The sequence below is a fragment of the Paraburkholderia hiiakae genome (assembly GCF_904848665.1).
In the GTDB taxonomy this organism is placed as follows: Bacteria; Pseudomonadota; Gammaproteobacteria; order Burkholderiales; family Burkholderiaceae; genus Paraburkholderia; species Paraburkholderia hiiakae.
Map to the genome: position 1 here is coordinate 67,532 of NZ_CAJHCQ010000008.1, position 16,546 is coordinate 84,077.

General features: G+C 65.8%; 12 protein-coding genes. 9 read left to right on the forward strand and 3 right to left on the reverse strand.

The genetic code is table 11. The features are described from left to right. Positions 1–197 precede the first annotated feature (197 nt). The 5 genes from JMY28_RS16990 to JMY28_RS17010 all read left to right on the forward strand — a co-directional run bounded on the left by JMY28_RS16990 (position 198) and on the right by JMY28_RS17010 (position 7,428). Positions 198–1,334 carry an efflux RND transporter periplasmic adaptor subunit gene (locus JMY28_RS16990; protein ID WP_201697092.1) on the forward strand — a complete coding sequence of 379 codons (1,137 nt, stop codon included), beginning with the start codon at positions 198–200 and terminating at the stop codon, positions 1,332–1,334. Next, positions 1,331–4,486 (forward strand): efflux RND transporter permease subunit, encoded by a 3,156-nt coding sequence (locus JMY28_RS16995; protein ID WP_328809413.1) that lies wholly within the window; start codon positions 1,331–1,333, stop codon positions 4,484–4,486. The genes JMY28_RS16990 and JMY28_RS16995 overlap by 4 nt, the downstream gene beginning before the upstream one ends. A gap of 2 nt (positions 4,487–4,488) precedes the next feature. Then, complete coding sequence (locus JMY28_RS17000; RefSeq protein ID WP_201697278.1) at positions 4,489–6,066, forward strand: efflux transporter outer membrane subunit; 1,578 nt, start codon at positions 4,489–4,491, stop codon at positions 6,064–6,066. Positions 6,067–6,152: 86 nt separating this feature from the next. Next, on the forward strand, positions 6,153–6,773 hold the full coding sequence (locus JMY28_RS17005; protein WP_201697093.1) for a 2-hydroxychromene-2-carboxylate isomerase: 621 nt from the start codon (positions 6,153–6,155) through the stop codon (positions 6,771–6,773). Between the two features lie 232 nt (positions 6,774–7,005). Beyond that, positions 7,006–7,428 carry a hypothetical protein gene (locus JMY28_RS17010; RefSeq protein WP_201697094.1) on the forward strand — a complete coding sequence of 141 codons (423 nt, stop codon included), beginning with the start codon at positions 7,006–7,008 and terminating at the stop codon, positions 7,426–7,428. A 272-nt stretch (positions 7,429–7,700) separates the two neighbouring features. On the opposite strand, the gene JMY28_RS17015 is transcribed toward JMY28_RS17010, so the two are convergent. Beyond that, positions 7,701–10,229: a penicillin-binding protein 1A gene (locus JMY28_RS17015; RefSeq protein ID WP_201697095.1), complete on the reverse strand. Its 2,529-nt coding sequence runs from the start codon at positions 10,227–10,229 to the stop codon at positions 7,701–7,703. A gap of 600 nt (positions 10,230–10,829) precedes the next feature. Between JMY28_RS17015 and JMY28_RS17020 the strand changes: the two genes are divergently transcribed. The 4 genes from JMY28_RS17020 (at position 10,830) to JMY28_RS17035 (ending at position 15,473) form a co-directional block, all read left to right on the forward strand. Further along, a complete protein-coding gene (locus tag JMY28_RS17020) occupies positions 10,830–11,489 on the forward strand; it encodes a hypothetical protein (RefSeq protein ID WP_201697096.1) in 660 nt (219 codons plus the stop codon). A gap of 396 nt (positions 11,490–11,885) precedes the next feature. After that, entirely contained in the window at positions 11,886–12,566 is a 681-nt protein-coding gene (locus JMY28_RS17025; RefSeq protein WP_201697097.1) for a PspA/IM30 family protein, read from the forward strand. Between the two features lie 129 nt (positions 12,567–12,695). Next, complete coding sequence (locus JMY28_RS17030) at positions 12,696–13,862, forward strand: tetratricopeptide repeat protein (RefSeq protein WP_201697098.1); 1,167 nt, start codon at positions 12,696–12,698, stop codon at positions 13,860–13,862. A 120-nt stretch (positions 13,863–13,982) separates the two neighbouring features. Next, the gene (locus JMY28_RS17035) at positions 13,983–15,473 is read left to right on the forward strand and encodes a flavin-containing monooxygenase (protein ID WP_201697099.1); all 1,491 of its coding nucleotides are present in this window, start codon (positions 13,983–13,985) and stop codon (positions 15,471–15,473) included. Here the strand turns inward: JMY28_RS17035 and JMY28_RS17040 are convergent. Both JMY28_RS17040 and JMY28_RS39345 read right to left on the reverse strand, forming a co-directional pair. Then, positions 15,470–16,240 carry a class I SAM-dependent methyltransferase gene (locus JMY28_RS17040; protein WP_201697100.1) on the reverse strand — a complete coding sequence of 257 codons (771 nt, stop codon included), beginning with the start codon at positions 16,238–16,240 and terminating at the stop codon, positions 15,470–15,472. The genes JMY28_RS17035 and JMY28_RS17040 overlap by 4 nt on opposite strands. Before the next feature lie 19 nt (positions 16,241–16,259). Beyond that, positions 16,260–16,391, reverse strand: a complete 132-nt coding sequence (locus JMY28_RS39345; protein ID WP_256094777.1) for a hypothetical protein — start codon at positions 16,389–16,391, stop codon at positions 16,260–16,262. Positions 16,392–16,546 lie beyond the last annotated feature (155 nt).

Consider the following 16,546-nt stretch of genomic DNA (forward strand, 5'->3'; position numbering starts at 1 on the left):
CCTCGGATTCAGTTTCGCACTCGGATACAAGGTTGTATTAGAATCCGGCTCATCACCCCAAGTCCGGGTGGGTGCGCGAGCCGTACCGCACCCGCGACTCAATGGCGCGCAACCGGCCTGGCGGTTTTGCGGTCTGCGCGCGCACAAGGCGTATCGAGGTCCAAGTGAATCGTTGCGGTCGTGGCGCATCGAGCAGGATGCGCAGTGGTACCGGTAAATTCAGTGCGCCGTGGCGGCACGCCGCGAGTGTGCTTCTCGTGCTCGGCGTTGCCGTGCTAGCTGCGTGTGGCAAGCAAAAGGAAGCGCCGCCGCAGCCGCGCCCGGTCGTCTCGTTGACCGTGCACCCCGACGGCGGCGGCGTGAGCCCCGCTTATCCCGGCGAGATCGAGGCGCGCAACACCACGCCGCTTTCGTTTCGTGTGAACGGCAAGATCATCGAGCGCAGCGTGCGTCTTGGCGACAGCGTCAAACCGGGCCAAACGCTTGCGCGGCTCGATCCGGCTGACTTCGAGAAGAACGCGGCGAGCGCGCAGGCCCAGTTCGACGCCGCACAGCATCGCCTCGTTTTCGCAAGGCAGCAGCTCGATCGCGACACGGCCCAGTCGGCGGCCAATCTCATCGCCCGCGCGCAACTCGAACAGACGCAAGATGCCTACGCGTCGGCCGCGGCCCAGCGCGACCAGGCGCAGCAGCAGCTCGCACTGGCAAAGAACCAGCTGCGTTACACGCAGATCGTCGCGGACCACGCCGGCGTCATCACCGCCGAAAACGCCGATACCGGGCAGAACGTGCAGGCCGGCCAGGCCGTCTACCAGCTCGCATGGACGGGTGACATCGACGTGGTCTGCGACCTGCCCGAGCGCGCCGTGGCCGCGCTGCACACCGGCGACACCGCGCAGGTCACGCTTGGCGCCCTGCCCGGGCGCCACTACACGGCGCGCCTGCGCGAACTCGCCGCCGCGGCGGACCCGCAAAGCCGCACGTGGCGCGCGAAGCTCACGCTCGAACATGCCGACGCCGACGTGCGTCTCGGCATGACCGCCAACGTGGCGTTCGCGGCCCCGAGCGAGGCCAACGCACCCGCTGCGTTCACGGTGCCGGCCACCGCGCTCTTTCACGACGGCGAGGCGCCCGCCATCTGGGTCGTCCACGCGCCCGACAACGTGCTGCAGTTGCGGCGCGTGAGCATCACGCGCTACGACGCGCGTACCATCACCGTGGCAGGCGGGCTGCAGGACGGCGAGCGTATCGTGCTGCAAGGCGTGCACACGGTCCACGCAGGCGAACGGGTGCGCCCGGTCGCGCCGCTGCATTCCGAGGACTTCCCGTCATGAGTCAGATGACAGGCTCGGGGCCAGGCTCCGATCACGAAGAGGGCCGCTTCAACCTTTCGGCGTGGGCGCTTCGGCATCGGGCGCTCGTGACCTTTCTCGTTGCGTTGGCAACGATCTTCGGCGCACTCGCCTATACGCGGCTCGCACAGTCGGAAGACCCGCCCTTCACGTTCCGCGTGATGGTGATCCAGACCTTCTGGCCTGGCGCTACCGCACGCCAGGTCGAGGACCAGGTGACGACGCGCATCGGCCGCAAGCTGCAGGAAACGCCTTATATCGACTTCCTGCGCAGCTACTCGCGGCCCGGGGAATCGCTCGTGTTCTTCACGATGAAGGACTCCGCGCCCGTGAGCGAAGTGCGCGAGACCTGGTATCAGGTGCGCAAGAAGGTGGGCGACATTGCCTACACGCTGCCCCAAGGCGTGCAAGGCCCGTTCTTCAACGACGAGTTCGGCGACGTCTACACCAACATCTACGCGCTCGAAGGCGACGGCTTTTCGCCCGCGCAACTGCACGACTACGCGGACAAATTGCGCGAGCAACTGTTGCGCGTGCCCGACGTCGGCAAGGTCGATTATTTCGGCGATCCCCAGCAGCGCATCTACATCGAGATTCCGAACACGCAGTTGACGCGCCTCGGCATCTCGCCCACGCAACTCGGCCAGGTGATCGGCGCGCAGAATAGCGTCTCGGCAGCGGGCACGCTCACGACCGCCGATGACCGTGTGTTCGTGCGCCCGAGCGGCCAGTACGAGGACCTGGGCGCGATCGCCGATACGCTGATCCGCGTGAACGGCCGCACGTTTCGCCTAGGCGACATCGCGACGATCCGGCGCGGTTATGACGAACCGCTCGCCACACAAATGCGTTTCCAGGATCAGGCGGTGCTCGGCATCGGCCTCACGATGCAGCCGGGCGGCGACGTCATTCGTCTGGGCAAGGCGCTCGATGCGCGCGTCGATCAGTTGCGCGCGCAACTTCCCGCGGGCCTGAAGCTCGTCGAGGTATCGAGCATGCCCGACGCCGTCTCGCGCTCGGTGGACGACTTCGTCGAAGCCGTGGCCGAGGCCGTGGGCATCGTGCTGCTCGTGAGCCTCGTCTCGCTCGGCGTGCGCACGGGCATGGTGGTCGTCATCACCATTCCGATCGTGCTCGCCGTCACCTCGCTCGCGATGTACCTCTTCGGCATCGGCCTGCACAAGGTCTCGCTCGGCACGCTCGTGCTCGCGCTCGGCCTGCTCGTGGACGACGCCATCATTTCAGTCGAGATGATGGCCGTGAAGCTCGCGCAGGGCTGGAACCGTACGCGCGCCGCCGCGTTCGCGTACACCAGCACGGCCTTCCCGATGCTGACCGGCACGCTCGTCACCGTCTCGGGCTTCTTGCCCATCGTGCTCGCGAGGTCGAGCACCGGCGAGTACACGCGCTCGATCTTCCAGGTGTCCGCGATCGCGCTGATTGCCTCGTGGTTCGCGGCCGTGGTGCTGATTCCGCTGCTGGGCTACCGGTTGTTGCCGGAGCGCAAGCCCGATCCGAACGCGACGCATGCGGCACACGGCGAGGATCACGAGCACGAGATTTACGACACGCGTTTCTATCGGCGCCTGCGTGGCTGGATCGCGTGGTGCATCGAACGCCATGCCATCGTGCTCATTCTGACCATCGCGCTTTTCGTGGCCGCGCTCGCGTGCTTCAAGCTCGTGCCGCAACAGTTCTTCCCGAGTTCCGACCGGCCCGAGCTGCTCGTGGACGTGCGCCTGCCCGAAAGCGCCTCGATCGATGCGACGCTGCGCCAGACGAAGCACCTCGAAGCGGCGATCAAGGGCCGCCCCGAGATCGACCATTTCATCGACTTCGTCGGCACCGGCGCGCCGCGTTTCTATCTGCCGCTCGACCAGCAGTTGCAGCAGCCTAATTTTGCACAGTTCGTGATCACGACGAAGTCGGTCGAAGACCGCGAGAAGCTCGCAAGCTGGCTCGAACCGATGCTGCGCGACACCTTCCCGGCCATCCGCACACGCCTCTCGCGCCTCGAAAACGGGCCGCCCGTCGGCTACCCCGTGCAGTTTCGCGTGAGCGGCGACGATATCCCGACCGTGCGCGACATCGCCAACAAGGTGGCAGCGACGCTGCGCGCCGATCCGCGCACCGACAACGTCAATTTCGACTGGGACGAGCCCGCGGGACGCTCGCTGCACTTCCAGATCGACCAGCAAAAGGCGCGCGCGCTCAATGTCTCGTCGCAGGACATCGCCAATTTTCTGCAGATGACCTACTCGGGCTATACCGTCACGCAGTTTCGCGAGCGCGACAAGCTCATCGGCGTCGATCTACGTTCGCCCACCGCCGAACGAGTCGATCCCGCTCGCCTGCTCACGCTCGCCATGCCCACGCCCAACGGCCCGGTGCCGCTCGGTGCGCTCGGGCATCTCGCCAACGATCTGGAGTACGGCGTGATCTGGTCGCGCGACCGGCAGCCCACCATCACCGTGCAGTCCGATGTGCGCGCGGGCGCGCAAGGCATTGACGTCACGCATGCGCTCGACCGGAAGCTGGAGTCGATCAAGCAAGCGCTGCCGCCCGGCTACCACATCGAGGTGGGCGGCTCCGTCGAGGAAAGCGCGAAGGGCCAGGCGTCCATCTTCGCGCAGTTGCCGGTGCTCGCCATTGCCGTGCTCACGCTGCTCATGATCCAGCTGCAAAGCCTCACGCGCGTGCTGATGGTCGTGCTGACCGCGCCGCTCGGGCTGATCGGCGTGGTGATCGCCTTGCTCGCGTTCCGGCAGCCGTTCGGCTTCGTGGCCATGCTCGGCGTGATCGCGATGTTCGGGATCATCATGCGCAACTCGGTGATCCTCGTGGATCAGATCGAGACGGACATTCGCGCCGGCCACAAGCGCTTCGACGCCGTGGTGGGCGCAACGGTGCGCCGCTTCCGGCCGATCATGCTGACCGCGGCGGCCGCCGTGCTCGCGCTCATTCCGCTGTTGCGTTCGAACTTCTTCGGGCCGATGGCCACGGCGCTGATGGGCGGTATCACGATTGCGACCGTGCTCACGCTGTTCTTCCTGCCCGCGGCCTACGCGGCCGCGTTCCGCGTGCGCAGCAGCGAGACTGACGAGACCGGCAACGCGCCGGAACAGGCATCATGAAGATGGCTCCTTTGACTTCGCCGTCGAGCGCGCGCAACCCGGCGCGCTCGCACGCAACACGTTCGGCGTTCGCGCCCCGTTCGCTGGCCGCATGCGTCGCGCTCGCGCTGGCAGGCTGCGCGATGGGGCCGACAGGTGAGCCGCCCGCCATGCCACAGCCAGAGCACTACGGCACCGAGGCGCAACCGACACAGACCGTCGCCGCCCAGGGCGTCGCCCAGCAGTTCGTAACGGGCGCGGAACCGGTGCCGCAATGGTGGACGCTCTATGGCTCCGACGCGCTCGATGCGCTCGTGAACGAGGGTCTCGCCAACAGCCCGAATCTCGCTGCCGCCGACCACAACCTGCAAGCCGCGCGCGAGCAGTTGCGCGGCCAGATCGGCAGCTCGCTCCTGCCGACCGTCGATGCCATCGGGATCGCGCAGCGTCAGCAGCAGCCCGCGATTCCGCAGTTCGGCATCGACCAGTTGCAATATGCGATTTTCGCGGGCTTGATCGACGTTCGCTATACCTTCGACGTGTTCGGCGCGACCCGCCTGAACAACGCGGCGCTCGCCTCGCGCGTGAACGTGCAGGCGTTCCAGTTCGAGGCCGCGCAGCGCGCGCTCGCGGCGAACATCGTGGCGAGCGCGCTCGGCGCAGCGACGCTGCAAGCGCAGATCGACACGACCGAGCAACTGATTGCGCTCGCCAACGCGCAGGCCGACGACGTGCAAAAACGCTACGCGCTCGGCTCCGCGTCGCGCACCGATTCTCTGAGCGCGCAGCAGAGCGCCGCCTCGCTCGCAGCGAATCTACCGGGGCTGCGCCAGCAATGGACCGCGCAGCGCCATGCGCTGGCCGTGCTGATCGGCCGGACGCCCGACCAGGCGCCGCCGGACCTCGATCTCGCCAGCCTGACCTTGCCCGCACAGGTGCCCGTCGCCATCCCTTCAGAACTCCTGAGAACCCGTCCTGACATCGAAGCCGCCGAAGCCACGCTCAAGGCTGCCGCAGCCGGTGTCGGCGCCGCGACCGCGCAGATGTACCCAAGCATCACGCTTTCGGCGGCGTTCGGCCAGGGCGGCTTCAGTTGGCCCGTGGTCACGTCGGGCGCGGGCGCGCTGTGGGCAATCGGCGCTTCGCTTTCGCAGCCGATCTTTCATGGCGGCGCACTCCTCGCGCAGAAGCGCGCGGCGATGCAGTCGTACGAGGCGGCCAACGACACATACAAGCAAACGGTGCTCACAGCGTTCCAGGATGTCGCCGACCGTCTCGCGGCACTCGAGCACGACGCCCAGGCCCTCGACGCGGCGAGTACCTCGGCGCGCACCGCCCAAGGCGTCTATGAGGACACCAACGCGCGCTACAAGCTGGGCGCCGTGCCGTGGTACGCGGTGCGCCAAAGCGAACAGCAATGGCGTAACGCGCGGCTCGACGAAATCCGCTATCGCGGCACGCGGCTTTCCGATACGGCCGCCCTCTTCCAGGCGATGGGCAATCCGCCGGTCAACCCGGCGACACTCGGGAGCGGGCGCGCCGCAGACACGGCCGCGGCGGCGCCAGTATCGGACGCTAGCGCCGCCGCGCGGGGCAAGTAACGCTCGCGGTTTTGCGTGCGCTTCGCGATACCATGATCGGCAGCGCGCCGTGCGAGATGGCGCATTCGCTTCACGGAGACGACACCATGCCCCGCCCTTCGCTCGACTTCTGGTTCGACCTCGCCAGCAACTACAGCTATTTGAGCGTGATGCGCATCGAAGCGCTTGCCGGGCGTGCCGGCGTGGCGGTGCGCTGGCGCCCCTTCCTGCTTGGCCCTATTCTCGACGCACTCGGCTGGGAAGGTCCGCCCTTCGTCGTGCAGAAGGAAAAAGGCGCCTATGTTTGGCAGGACATGCGTCGGCAGTGCCGCAAATACGCGCTGCCGTGGCAACAGCCCAGCGAGTTTCCCCGCCGCACCGTGCTCGCAACACGCATTGCCGTGCTCGCCGCCGACGAACCGTGGTTGCCCGACTGGTGCCGCGCCGTCATGACGCGCAACTATGGCGACGACGGTGAGGTCGATTCGCCCGACGTGGTCGCACAAATGCTCACCGCATTGGGGCTGCCAGCACAGCGACTCATCGAGGAAGCCAGCAGCGATGCGAACCGGCAGCGGCTGCGCGAGCGGACCCAGGCGGCTCGCGACCTCGGTATCTTCGGCGCGCCCACGTTTTTCGTCGGCGAGGACATGTACTGGGGCAATGACCGGCTGGAAGACGCCATCGAAGCGGCGCGCTGTGCGCCGCAGAACCAGGACATCGCCTAGCCCTCGCCCCCACTTCCGTCGTTGTTCTGTCAGGAATTTCTGGCCCTGATTTTCAAGACAGAGCTGATACACTGCGCCGTAACGTGAGTCAGGTTTTTCTGACTTCACCTCCACACAACGATTCGTATTCCTACTTATTTATAAGCAACCCCATCGGAGAGGGAGACGCTTCATCCGAACGGCCCGAGCCGTAGGAAAGGCGCGACGCACGACAACCTGAGAGATCACGATCATGGGACATCAAGCAAAGCGAGGTATTTGCTTCGTACTATTAATTATTTCCTGCGCCGCCGCTCATGCCGCCCTGGACTGCGAGGGCTCGCACGGCGGCTTCCGCTTCCAGACCGACGATGGCTGGACCGGCACCGACAAGCTCGAGCACTTTGCGGTGTCCATGCCGTTCGGCGCGCTCGGAGGCTGGCTCACGCGCGACACGGACCACCCTGTCGTGTATGGCACGCTGATCGGCACGGTGCCGGGACTCCTGAAGGAAACGCTCGACGGCACCTGCCGTACCGACGGCTTCTCCTACAAGGATCTGTTCGCCGATGCGCTCGGCGCACTCACGGGCGCGTGGCTCGCGCATTGGGCCGTCACGTATTCGCGCGGTTCGCACAGCCAAACCTTCGGACTGCGTTACGACAACGTGTTTTGACGCGCACTGCCTCATGCGGTTCGCCTGCGCACAAAGCCTTTGGCGTCAGGCAGTTAGCTTCGATATCCCAGGGTTATGAACAGGGGCTTCAACAAAAACTGTGGAAAACTCAGCGCGGAAGTTACCCACAGATTTTGTTGGCAGACCTGTGGAAAAGCCCTGGAAAGCTCAACCAACTCCTTGGCCCACAAGGAAATTCTGCTCATCAAACAAAACACGGCGCGCCGTTGCCGACGCGCCGTGTTTATCCTGCAGAACTCAACAAACCAGAATCAGGGCTTGTTCGATTCGAACAGATCCATGATCTGCTTCTTTTCCGTCGTGGTGACGCTCGGTGGCGTCATCCCGCCCGGGCCCATGGTGCCGGTCGCGCCGCTCGCATCGCTCGCAGCACCCGCCGGATTCGCCGAGTCCAGACCGATGCTCGCCACGAAGCCGTTACCCGGCGTCATGTCCGAGAAGTACAGTTCGTCGTTGATCGTCGTGAGGCCCTCGGGCATCACCGGCTCTTCCTGCGGCACGCCGCGCAGCGCGCGCTGCATGTACTCCACCCAGATCGGCAGCGCGAGCTGCGCGCCGAATTCGCGGCTGCCAAGGCTCTTCGGCTGGTCGTAGCCCATCCACGCCACGGCAACCAGCGTGCGCTGATAACCCGCGAACCAGCCGTCCTTGGCGTCGTTGGTCGTACCGGTCTTGCCCTGCAGGTCGTTGCGATGGAGCACGTTGGTGCCCGCGCCCGTACCCGCCGTCGCCACCGAGTGCAGCAGGCTGTTCATCACGAACGCGTTGCGCGGCGAGAGCGTTTGCGGCGCATTCTGGCCCGCCACGAGCGGCTGCGCGCGCAGGACAGGCTGGCCGCGCGCGTCGTCGACCTCGGCGATCAGATACGGGTTGATGCGATAGCCGCCGTTCGCGAACACGCTGTACGCGCCCGCCGACTGCAGCGGCGTGACGAGGCCCGCGCCGAGCGCCATCGGCAGGTACGGCGGGGTCTTGTCCGCGTCGAAACCGAAGCGCTGCGTCACGTAGTCCTGCGCGTACTTCGTGCCGATGTACGAAAGGATGCGGATCGACACGAGGTTCTTCGACTTCTGCAGCGCGAGGCGCATCGACATCGGGCCTTCGGGCTGGTCGTCGTCCTTCGGCTCCCACGCATCGCCGCCCGGCGTGCTGGGGGGAAAGTACAGCGGCGCGTCGTTGATGATCGTCGCCGGTCCAAGGCCCTTTTCCAGCGAGGCCGAGTAGATGAACGGCTTGAAGCTCGAGCCCGGCTGACGCCACGCCTGCGTGATGTGATTGAACTTGTTCTTGTTGAAGTCGAAGCCACCGATGAGCGCACGGATCGCGCCGTCCTGCGGCGTGAGCGAGACGAGCGCGCCTTCTACCTGCGGCAATTGCGTGATCTGCCAGTTGCCCTTCGCATCCTCCATCAGGCGCACGATTGAACCCGGGCGAATGCGCAGCGCCTGCGAGGCGCGCGGCGAGAGCGCGGCCGCGACAAAGCGCAGGCCCTCGCCCGTCACCGTCACCGCGGTGCCGTCGAGTTGTTGCGCCATCACCGACTTCGGACCCGCGTCGGTCACGACCGCCGAAACGAGGTCGCCGTTGTCCGGGTGGTCGGTGAGCGCGTCTTCGATAGCCTGCTCGCGGTCGTCGCCGTCGGCGGGCAGTTGCACGAAGCCTTCCGGTCCGCGATAGCCGTGGCGGCGCTCGTAGTCCATCACGCCCTTGCGCACGGCCGCGTAGGCGGCGTCCTGGTCGGCGGAATCGATCGTCGTCGTGACAGTGAGGCCGCGCGTATAGGTCTCGTCCTTGTACTGCGCGTACATCATCTGGCGCACCATTTCCGCGACGTATTCGGCGTGCACGTTGTACTCGGTGCCAGCGGTCTTCGTCTGCAGCGGTTCCTTGATCGCTTCGTCGTACTGCGCCTGCGTGATGTAGCCGAGGTCGAGCATGCGCTTGAGGATGTACTCCTGGCGAATCCTCGCGCGGTGCGGATTGACGATCGGGTTATACGCCGAAGGCGCCTTCGGCAGACCCGCGAGCATCGCGGCCTGGGCGAGCGTAATGTCCTTCAGGTCCTTGCCGAAGTACACGCGCGCCGCCGCCGAAAAACCGTAGGCACGCTGACCCAGATAAATCTGGTTCATGTACAGCTCGAGAATCTGGTCCTTCGTGAGCGCGCGCTCGATTTTGTAGGCGAGCAGCATCTCGTAAACCTTACGCGTGTAGGTCTTCTCGCTCGAAAGGAAGAAGTTGCGCGCAACCTGCATCGTGATCGTGCTCGCTCCCTGCGAGGCGCCGCCGTGCATCAGGTCCGCCACGCCCGCGCGCAGGATACCGACGAAGTCCACACCGCCGTGCTCGTAGAACCGGTAGTCCTCGATGGCGAGCACCGCCTTCTTCTGGATGTCAGGAATATCCTGGAAACGCATGAGCTGACGACGCTCTTCGCCGAACTCGCCGATCAGCACGTGATCGGCGGTATAGATGCGCAGCGGCACCTTGGGCTGATAGTGGGTGAGCGCGTCGAGCGATGGCAACTGCGGCTCCATCACGACGAGCGCGTACCCCACGAGCAGCGCACCCACCACGCAGAGCGTGCCGACCAGGCCGACGAACCAGAGCGCGAGCGTCGTGCCGATGGAGCGCCGCTTCGGGCTGCCATCGCGCGGCCCGTTGCCGTCGGACCCACCGCCCGATTCAGGCCGGCGAGGCGGCTGGCGCCCGTTGTTGAAGGAGGGTTCCCGATCTTCGTTCGGGTACTGCGGTGAAGGCGGTCGTTTGATGATAGGCATGACTGGAATGATGGGCGCGTCTCGCGCGCGCCGACTGCGCGCAACTCGCGCGCATGGATCTCGACCACGGCGTCATGGCGCCAATGCGGCATACGACGTCGCCGGCTCAAGCCCGGCGACGCGGCGCGACCGGCAACGCCCCCGTCCGGCCGCGCGGCGCGCACGACGGCACGCCACAGGCGAATACACGCCCGTTCAGGCGCCATTCGCGAAATGTAACAGCGCATTCTAAAGAAATCGCGGGCGGCGGGTCGCGCTTTTTTTGTAAGAGTTTCTTGGGAAACGCTCCCTGCCCGATTTTTTGCGAGCCAGACGCTCACTTGCGCTGATCGCGGCTTTATGCGCGAAAATTTTCGTCACTTCGGCATCTGTCAGGCAACAAATGACACGATTTCGCGTAAACAGCGGCAAATTCTTGCAGGCAGGGTTGTTCCCATCCGAGCACCTTCCGATTGCGCATCGGCGCACTCGTCTTATCATGGAAGATCTGCTACACGCCCCTGTTCGCGCCGAGGCAAGCCCGCATTAATTCTTACAAATTGCTGTGGCGCAGCCAGGAAAACCGACGTCATACGAAGCCGATCCAACGGCCCGTCGATCATGAACAAGCCTAGCGAACGCATCGTCGTCTTCGTCACGCCCGCGCAAAAGCGCGCGATCGCCGCTACTGCCGACGAGCTTGGCATCAGCATTAGCGAACTCATGCGCCGCGCCGTGATCGCGTTCAGCGCCACGAGCGATCAGGTGAAAGCGGCGAGCATTGTCGACCGGCTAAACGCGCCGCGTCAGCCCGACGCGCTTGCCCAGGTGCTGAAAAAAGCGGCGAGGCCGCTGCGCGCGGGCCGTTCGGGCGCGATCCGACCACCCGCGGGCGCGGTGGCGGCCATCGGTGCGGACCAAGCGAACCCAGACGCGCAGCTAGATGATGCGCACGCAAATAGCGAGGCGGCTGCGACCATTCACGATGGCGCCACCCATGAGGAAGCGCCTCAAGCGCCAAGCGCTCCCCTGCCCGCCACGCACACCGATGAACCGGACGTGAACCATGCCGCACACGAAATCGCCCAGGCTGTGGCCCGACTCAGCGCCGAAGCAGCCGCCGCAGCGGAAAGCGCCGCGCGCGACACGGCCGCCGCGCAATCGCTGGACGTCCAGCCGCTGCAGCCGCTAAGTTCGGCGCCCTTCGCACGCTCGCGGCGCACCGCAAGCGGCGAGGCCCACAGCGACGACGGCGCGCCCGAAGGCGGCAAATTCGCCTGACAGAGGCCGCAGCTGCGCCGCCATACACACCCGTCACAGTCGGCTTAACACCCGCTTACGCGCGCGTAAGCGGGCTGTGGATGGCCGCTTCCTTTAAGTCCCTTTTAAGACGGGCCGTGGTGTAATATCCGCGATCGATGGCGGCGCGCGGCCTGCAGCGGTGCTCCGAGCCGCGCAGCCAGCCCTCGTCCTGAAGAACACACGCGTGCAAGAAAACGCGATCACGCTATTGCATTTGCCGCACTCACCCCGATTTGCGCGGTGCATACGCGCCAGGCGCAAAGCGGCGTAAGCTGGCAGATGGATCAGCCGTAGCCAGCCAGCCGGCGCGTGAGCGCAAACCGCATGCACGCACCTCGGCCCACCATGGCCGATTTCATTTCACTGGAGGAATTCATGTCGCTTTTCGACTCCATCTCCCGCACTGTCAAGGGCCTGCTCAACGACGCGGCCGACTCGGTGCAGGATCCGTCGCGCGACGCGCGCCAGATCGTGCGTGAGCTCGACGACAGCATCGCCCGCGCGGAGAACTCGCTCGTCGAGATCCAGGCGCAGGTCGCGACGCAGCAAAGCAAGCGCGACGTGGCCGCCGACAAGGCGAAGAAGTACGAAGACGGCGCGAAGCGAGCGCTGCAATCGGGCGACGAAGCACTCGCGCGCGAAGCACTCGGCGCGCAGCAAACCGCCGAAGGCGAACGCGACGCGCTCGCGGGCGAACTCGCGAAACTCGAACCGTCGGTCGACCAACTGAAGCAGCAGATCGACGACATGCGCCAGCGTCGCAACGACCTGAACGCGCGCTCGAACATCCTGCAGGCGAAGCAGCAGATCGCCCAGGCGAAGGATGTCGCGGCCACGGCGCTAGGCGGCATCGGCGGCAAGAATCTCGATGGCGACTTCCAGAAGCTGGAAGAGAAGGTCGCGCTTTCGAACGCGCGCTCGGACGCCCGGCTGAGTTCGTCCGACCAGTCGAGCGGCAAGGCGCTCGAGGACAAGCTTGCGGCGCTCAACAAGGGTCCGTCGGTAGACGAGCGCCTCGAGGCGCTCAAGAAGCAGATGAACACGCCGGCACAATAAGCGCGCCGGAGTGCTGGATGCGACGCGGCATGGGCCATGCTGCCGGCACAGTGTCAGCAGACGCCTGATCGCGCCGCATCCTCGTATCGAATGCCATGGAGACGGGCGTCAATCCGCCCGGCCTGCAACATGAAAAAGTTTCTTGCCGCTGCCAGCATCGCTGCCGCATCGTTGGCCTTCACGGGCGGTGTTGCGTTCGCCGTGCCTAGCGTGCAGCAGATCGAATCCGCGATGTCCCAGGGCGACTGGCAGCGCGCTGACTCCGGCCTCACCGAAGTCCTGCAGGCGCATCCGGACAACGCGCGCGCCCACTACCTCTACGCCCAGGTCCTCGATCGCGAAGGCCGTTACAGTGACGCGCTCGCCCAGGTCGAGCAGGCGAAGTCGCTTGATCCGAAACTCCGCTTCACCCAGCCGCAGCGTTTCGCGCAGGTCGAAGCGAAGATCCGCACTGACGCCTCGCGCGCCGGCGCGGTGACAACGAGCAGTTCGAACAACCCGTTCACGCAGCAAGCAGCGGCACCGGCGCCGCAAAGGCAGGGTCCTGGTATGGGTATGTGGATTGGTATCGCTATTGTATTGATCGGCATTGCGCTCGTACTGCGCTGGACGCTGCGCCGCGCGAAGTCCACCGAAGACGCCAAGGCTGGCGACGACCGCCGCGACCAGCTCAAGCGCGCCACCGAACTGCTCAACGGCGTGCGCTCGCTCAAGCTCGACGTGAAGCTCTCGACCGCACCCGGCCACGAAGCGCTCGAAAAGGAAGTCGAAGGACTCGAAGCGCAGTTGCGCAGCCTCGTCGAAACGCTCTCGAACAGCGCGAATCCGCGGCCGCCGTATGAGATCGAGGACCTCGAACGCCAGTTCGCGAGCCTCAAGGCGCGCGCCGAGGGCCGCCCCGACCCGAATGCGCAGCCTGCCGCGCCGGACTACGGCAGCAACTCCACCTACGCGCGTGAAGCCGACGCCGCGTTCGGGCGTCAGCCGCAGTATCCGCCTGCGCCGCCGCAGCAACCGCCACAGGTCATCGTGCAGCAAGGCGGCGGTGGCATGGGCGGCATGGGCGGACTACTCACGGGCGTCCTGCTCGGCGAAGCACTGAACCACGGCCGTGACCGCGTGATTGAGCGCGACGTCTTAGTCGACGACGATGGCCGCCGTGTTCAGCGCGACGGCAACGGCAATGGCGGCGGCCTCGACTTCGGCCAGGGGTCGAACGACTGGGACGACGGCTCGGGCGGCGGCGGTGTCGATATGGGCAGCAACGACAGCTCAGACGACTGGAACAACTCCTGAGCGCCTGAGGCTTCCCCAGCGCACGCCGCTAGTGCAAACATCGGGCTCCTTCACGGAGCCCGTTTTGCATCGACGCAAAACACAATACATCGCACATCACACGTAACGGCGGACGCACACATGGCCACTGAAGCGCTCGGCAACGGGGCGGCACCGCGCATCGCCATCATCGGCAGCGGCTTTTCCGGCATCGGCATGGCGATCCGTCTGCGCCGCATGGGCGTTGAGTCGTTCACGATCTATGAGGCAGCCGCAAGCCTCGGGGGCACTTGGCGCGACAACGCCTATCCGGGCGCTGCTTGCGATATTCCTTCGCACCTCTACTCGTTCTCGTTCGAGCTGAATCCGGCGTGGACGCGTACTTTCGCGCCGCAGCGCGAAATTCTCGACTACCTGCGCCATTGCGCGCACAAGTACGACGTCGAGCGCTTCATCGAGTACCGTTCGCGCGTGCGCGCAGCGCGCTTCGTGGAGGCGCGCGGTATCTGGCAAGTGGAGATCGAGCGCGACGGCGCGATCAAGACGATCGAAGCGGATATCGTGATCGCCGCGAACGGCCCGCTCTCTCGCCCGGCACTGCCGCATATCGCGGGCATCGAGCGCTTCGAAGGCAAGCTCTTCCACTCGGCGCGCTGGGACCACGACTATGCGCTCGAAGACAAGCGCATCGCCGTGATCGGCACTGGCGCAAGCGCGATACAGTTCGTGCCGCATATCCAGCCGCGCGCGGCGCAGCTCACGGTGTTTCAGCGCACGCCGCCGTGGATCATGCCGCGGCGTGATCGCGCCATCAGCGCACGCTGGCGCTGGATTTATCGGCACATGCCCTTCGCGCAACGCGTGGCGCGCGCCGCGATTTACTGGCAGCACGAATCGCGCGCGCTTGGCTTCGCGGTGGAGCCGCGCCTGCTCAAGGCGCCGACGAAGTTCGCACTGAGCTATCTCGCGCATAAAGTGAAAGACCCCGAACTGCGCGCGCGGCTCACGCCCGACTATGTGCTGGGCTGCAAGCGCGTGCTGCTCTCGAGCGACTACTACGCTGCCCTCGCGCAGCCGAACGCGGAGCTGGTGACCGACGCGATCCGCGAAGTCGTAGCCGATGGCATCGTCACCGCCGACGGCACGCATCGGCCTTACGACGCGATCGTTTGCGGCACGGGCTTTCAGGTCAATGACGTGGACGCGCCTTTCCAGGTGACGGGCGTAGACGGTCAGGACCTCGGCGAGACGTGGCTGCGCGACGGCCCCGAGGCGTACCTCGGCGCGAGCATCGCGGGCTTTCCGAATCTCTTCTTCGTGGCCGGCCCGAACACGGCGCTCGGCCACAACTCGATGATCTACATGATCGAGTCGCATATCGCCTATATCGCCGCCTGCATCCGCGCGCTGCAGCGCTCGGGCGCGCGCACGATGGAGGTTCGCGCCGAGGCGCAGCAAAGCTGGAACGCGCGCGTGCAAGCGCGTTTCGCGCGCACCGTGTGGCAGTCGGGCTGCCGTAGCTTTTACCTCACGCGGGCGGGCAAGAACACCGCGTTGTGGCCAGGCTTCACGTTCATGTTCCGCCGCAGAACGCGCCGCGTGCGCACCGCCGACTACGCGTTCGAGCGTTAGACGCGCTGCGGATGCCCCGCGTACACACGCGTCTCGTAGGCGAAGTTCACCGTGCCGTCCTTTTGCGTCGTCTCGAACAGCTCGCGCAGCGCCGCGAGCATCGGCTCGTGGCGCTCATCGTCCGCTCGCGGCGCGTACGACGACGACATCAGCCGCCCGCGCAGGCCGTCGAAGTCGAGCCATTGCGCATTCGGGAACACGGTCTGATGCTCGAAGCCATCGCCGAACCAGTCGGCCATCGCGGCCGAGTCGGGATAGCTTTCGGCCACGCGCGCGTAGTCGGGGCAAAAACGCTGCAGCAGCGCCTCGTAGCCCTCCAGAAACGCCGAACCTTCGAGCAGGCGGCTGTTCCAGAACAGCACGATCTTGCCGCGCGGTTTCAGGATGCGCGCGAACTCGCGCTGCGTATCGGTCTTGTGGAACCAGTGGAACGCCTGCGCGGCGCTCACGAGGTCCACGCTCGCGGCTTCGAGCGTCGTCGCCTCCGCCGTGCCCGCCACGCTGCGATAGCCTTTGTAGCCGCCTAGCAGTTCGTCCGCCGCGGCGCGCATGGCCGCGTTCGGCTCGACGGCCGTGACGGGGTGGCCCGCGTCGAGGAAGAGCTTGGTGGAGAGGCCCGTACCCGCACCGATGTCGGCCACGGGCGCGCCCGGCGCAATGCCGCACTCCACGTGCACGAAGGTCGCCACTTCGCGCGGATAGGTCGGCCGGAATTTCACGTAGTCTGCAACCCGGTCGGTGAAACGCCGGGTGGAATCGTCGATCATCGTTCTGCCCTTTTGTCGTTCAACCGCCGCCGCCCAGGAGCTTCACCAGCTCCCAGAGGAAGCGCAACACCATCACGATCAGCTCCCAGAGCTGGATCAGTTGCTGCCAGAGCGCGAGCGGCGCGCTCCCGCCGAAAATCGCTTCTATCATCTTGCTCCCATCGCGACGCTCCTCCGCTCCTCATTTCCCGCTTTCAGAGCGCCCGAGTGTCCGATCATAGCGCCAGGCGATCCCCTGCGCTCAAGTCCCCGTATTACGCGCCGTAAACACGTTCAGAAAGCCCGGCGATCGGACCTGCTGACGAC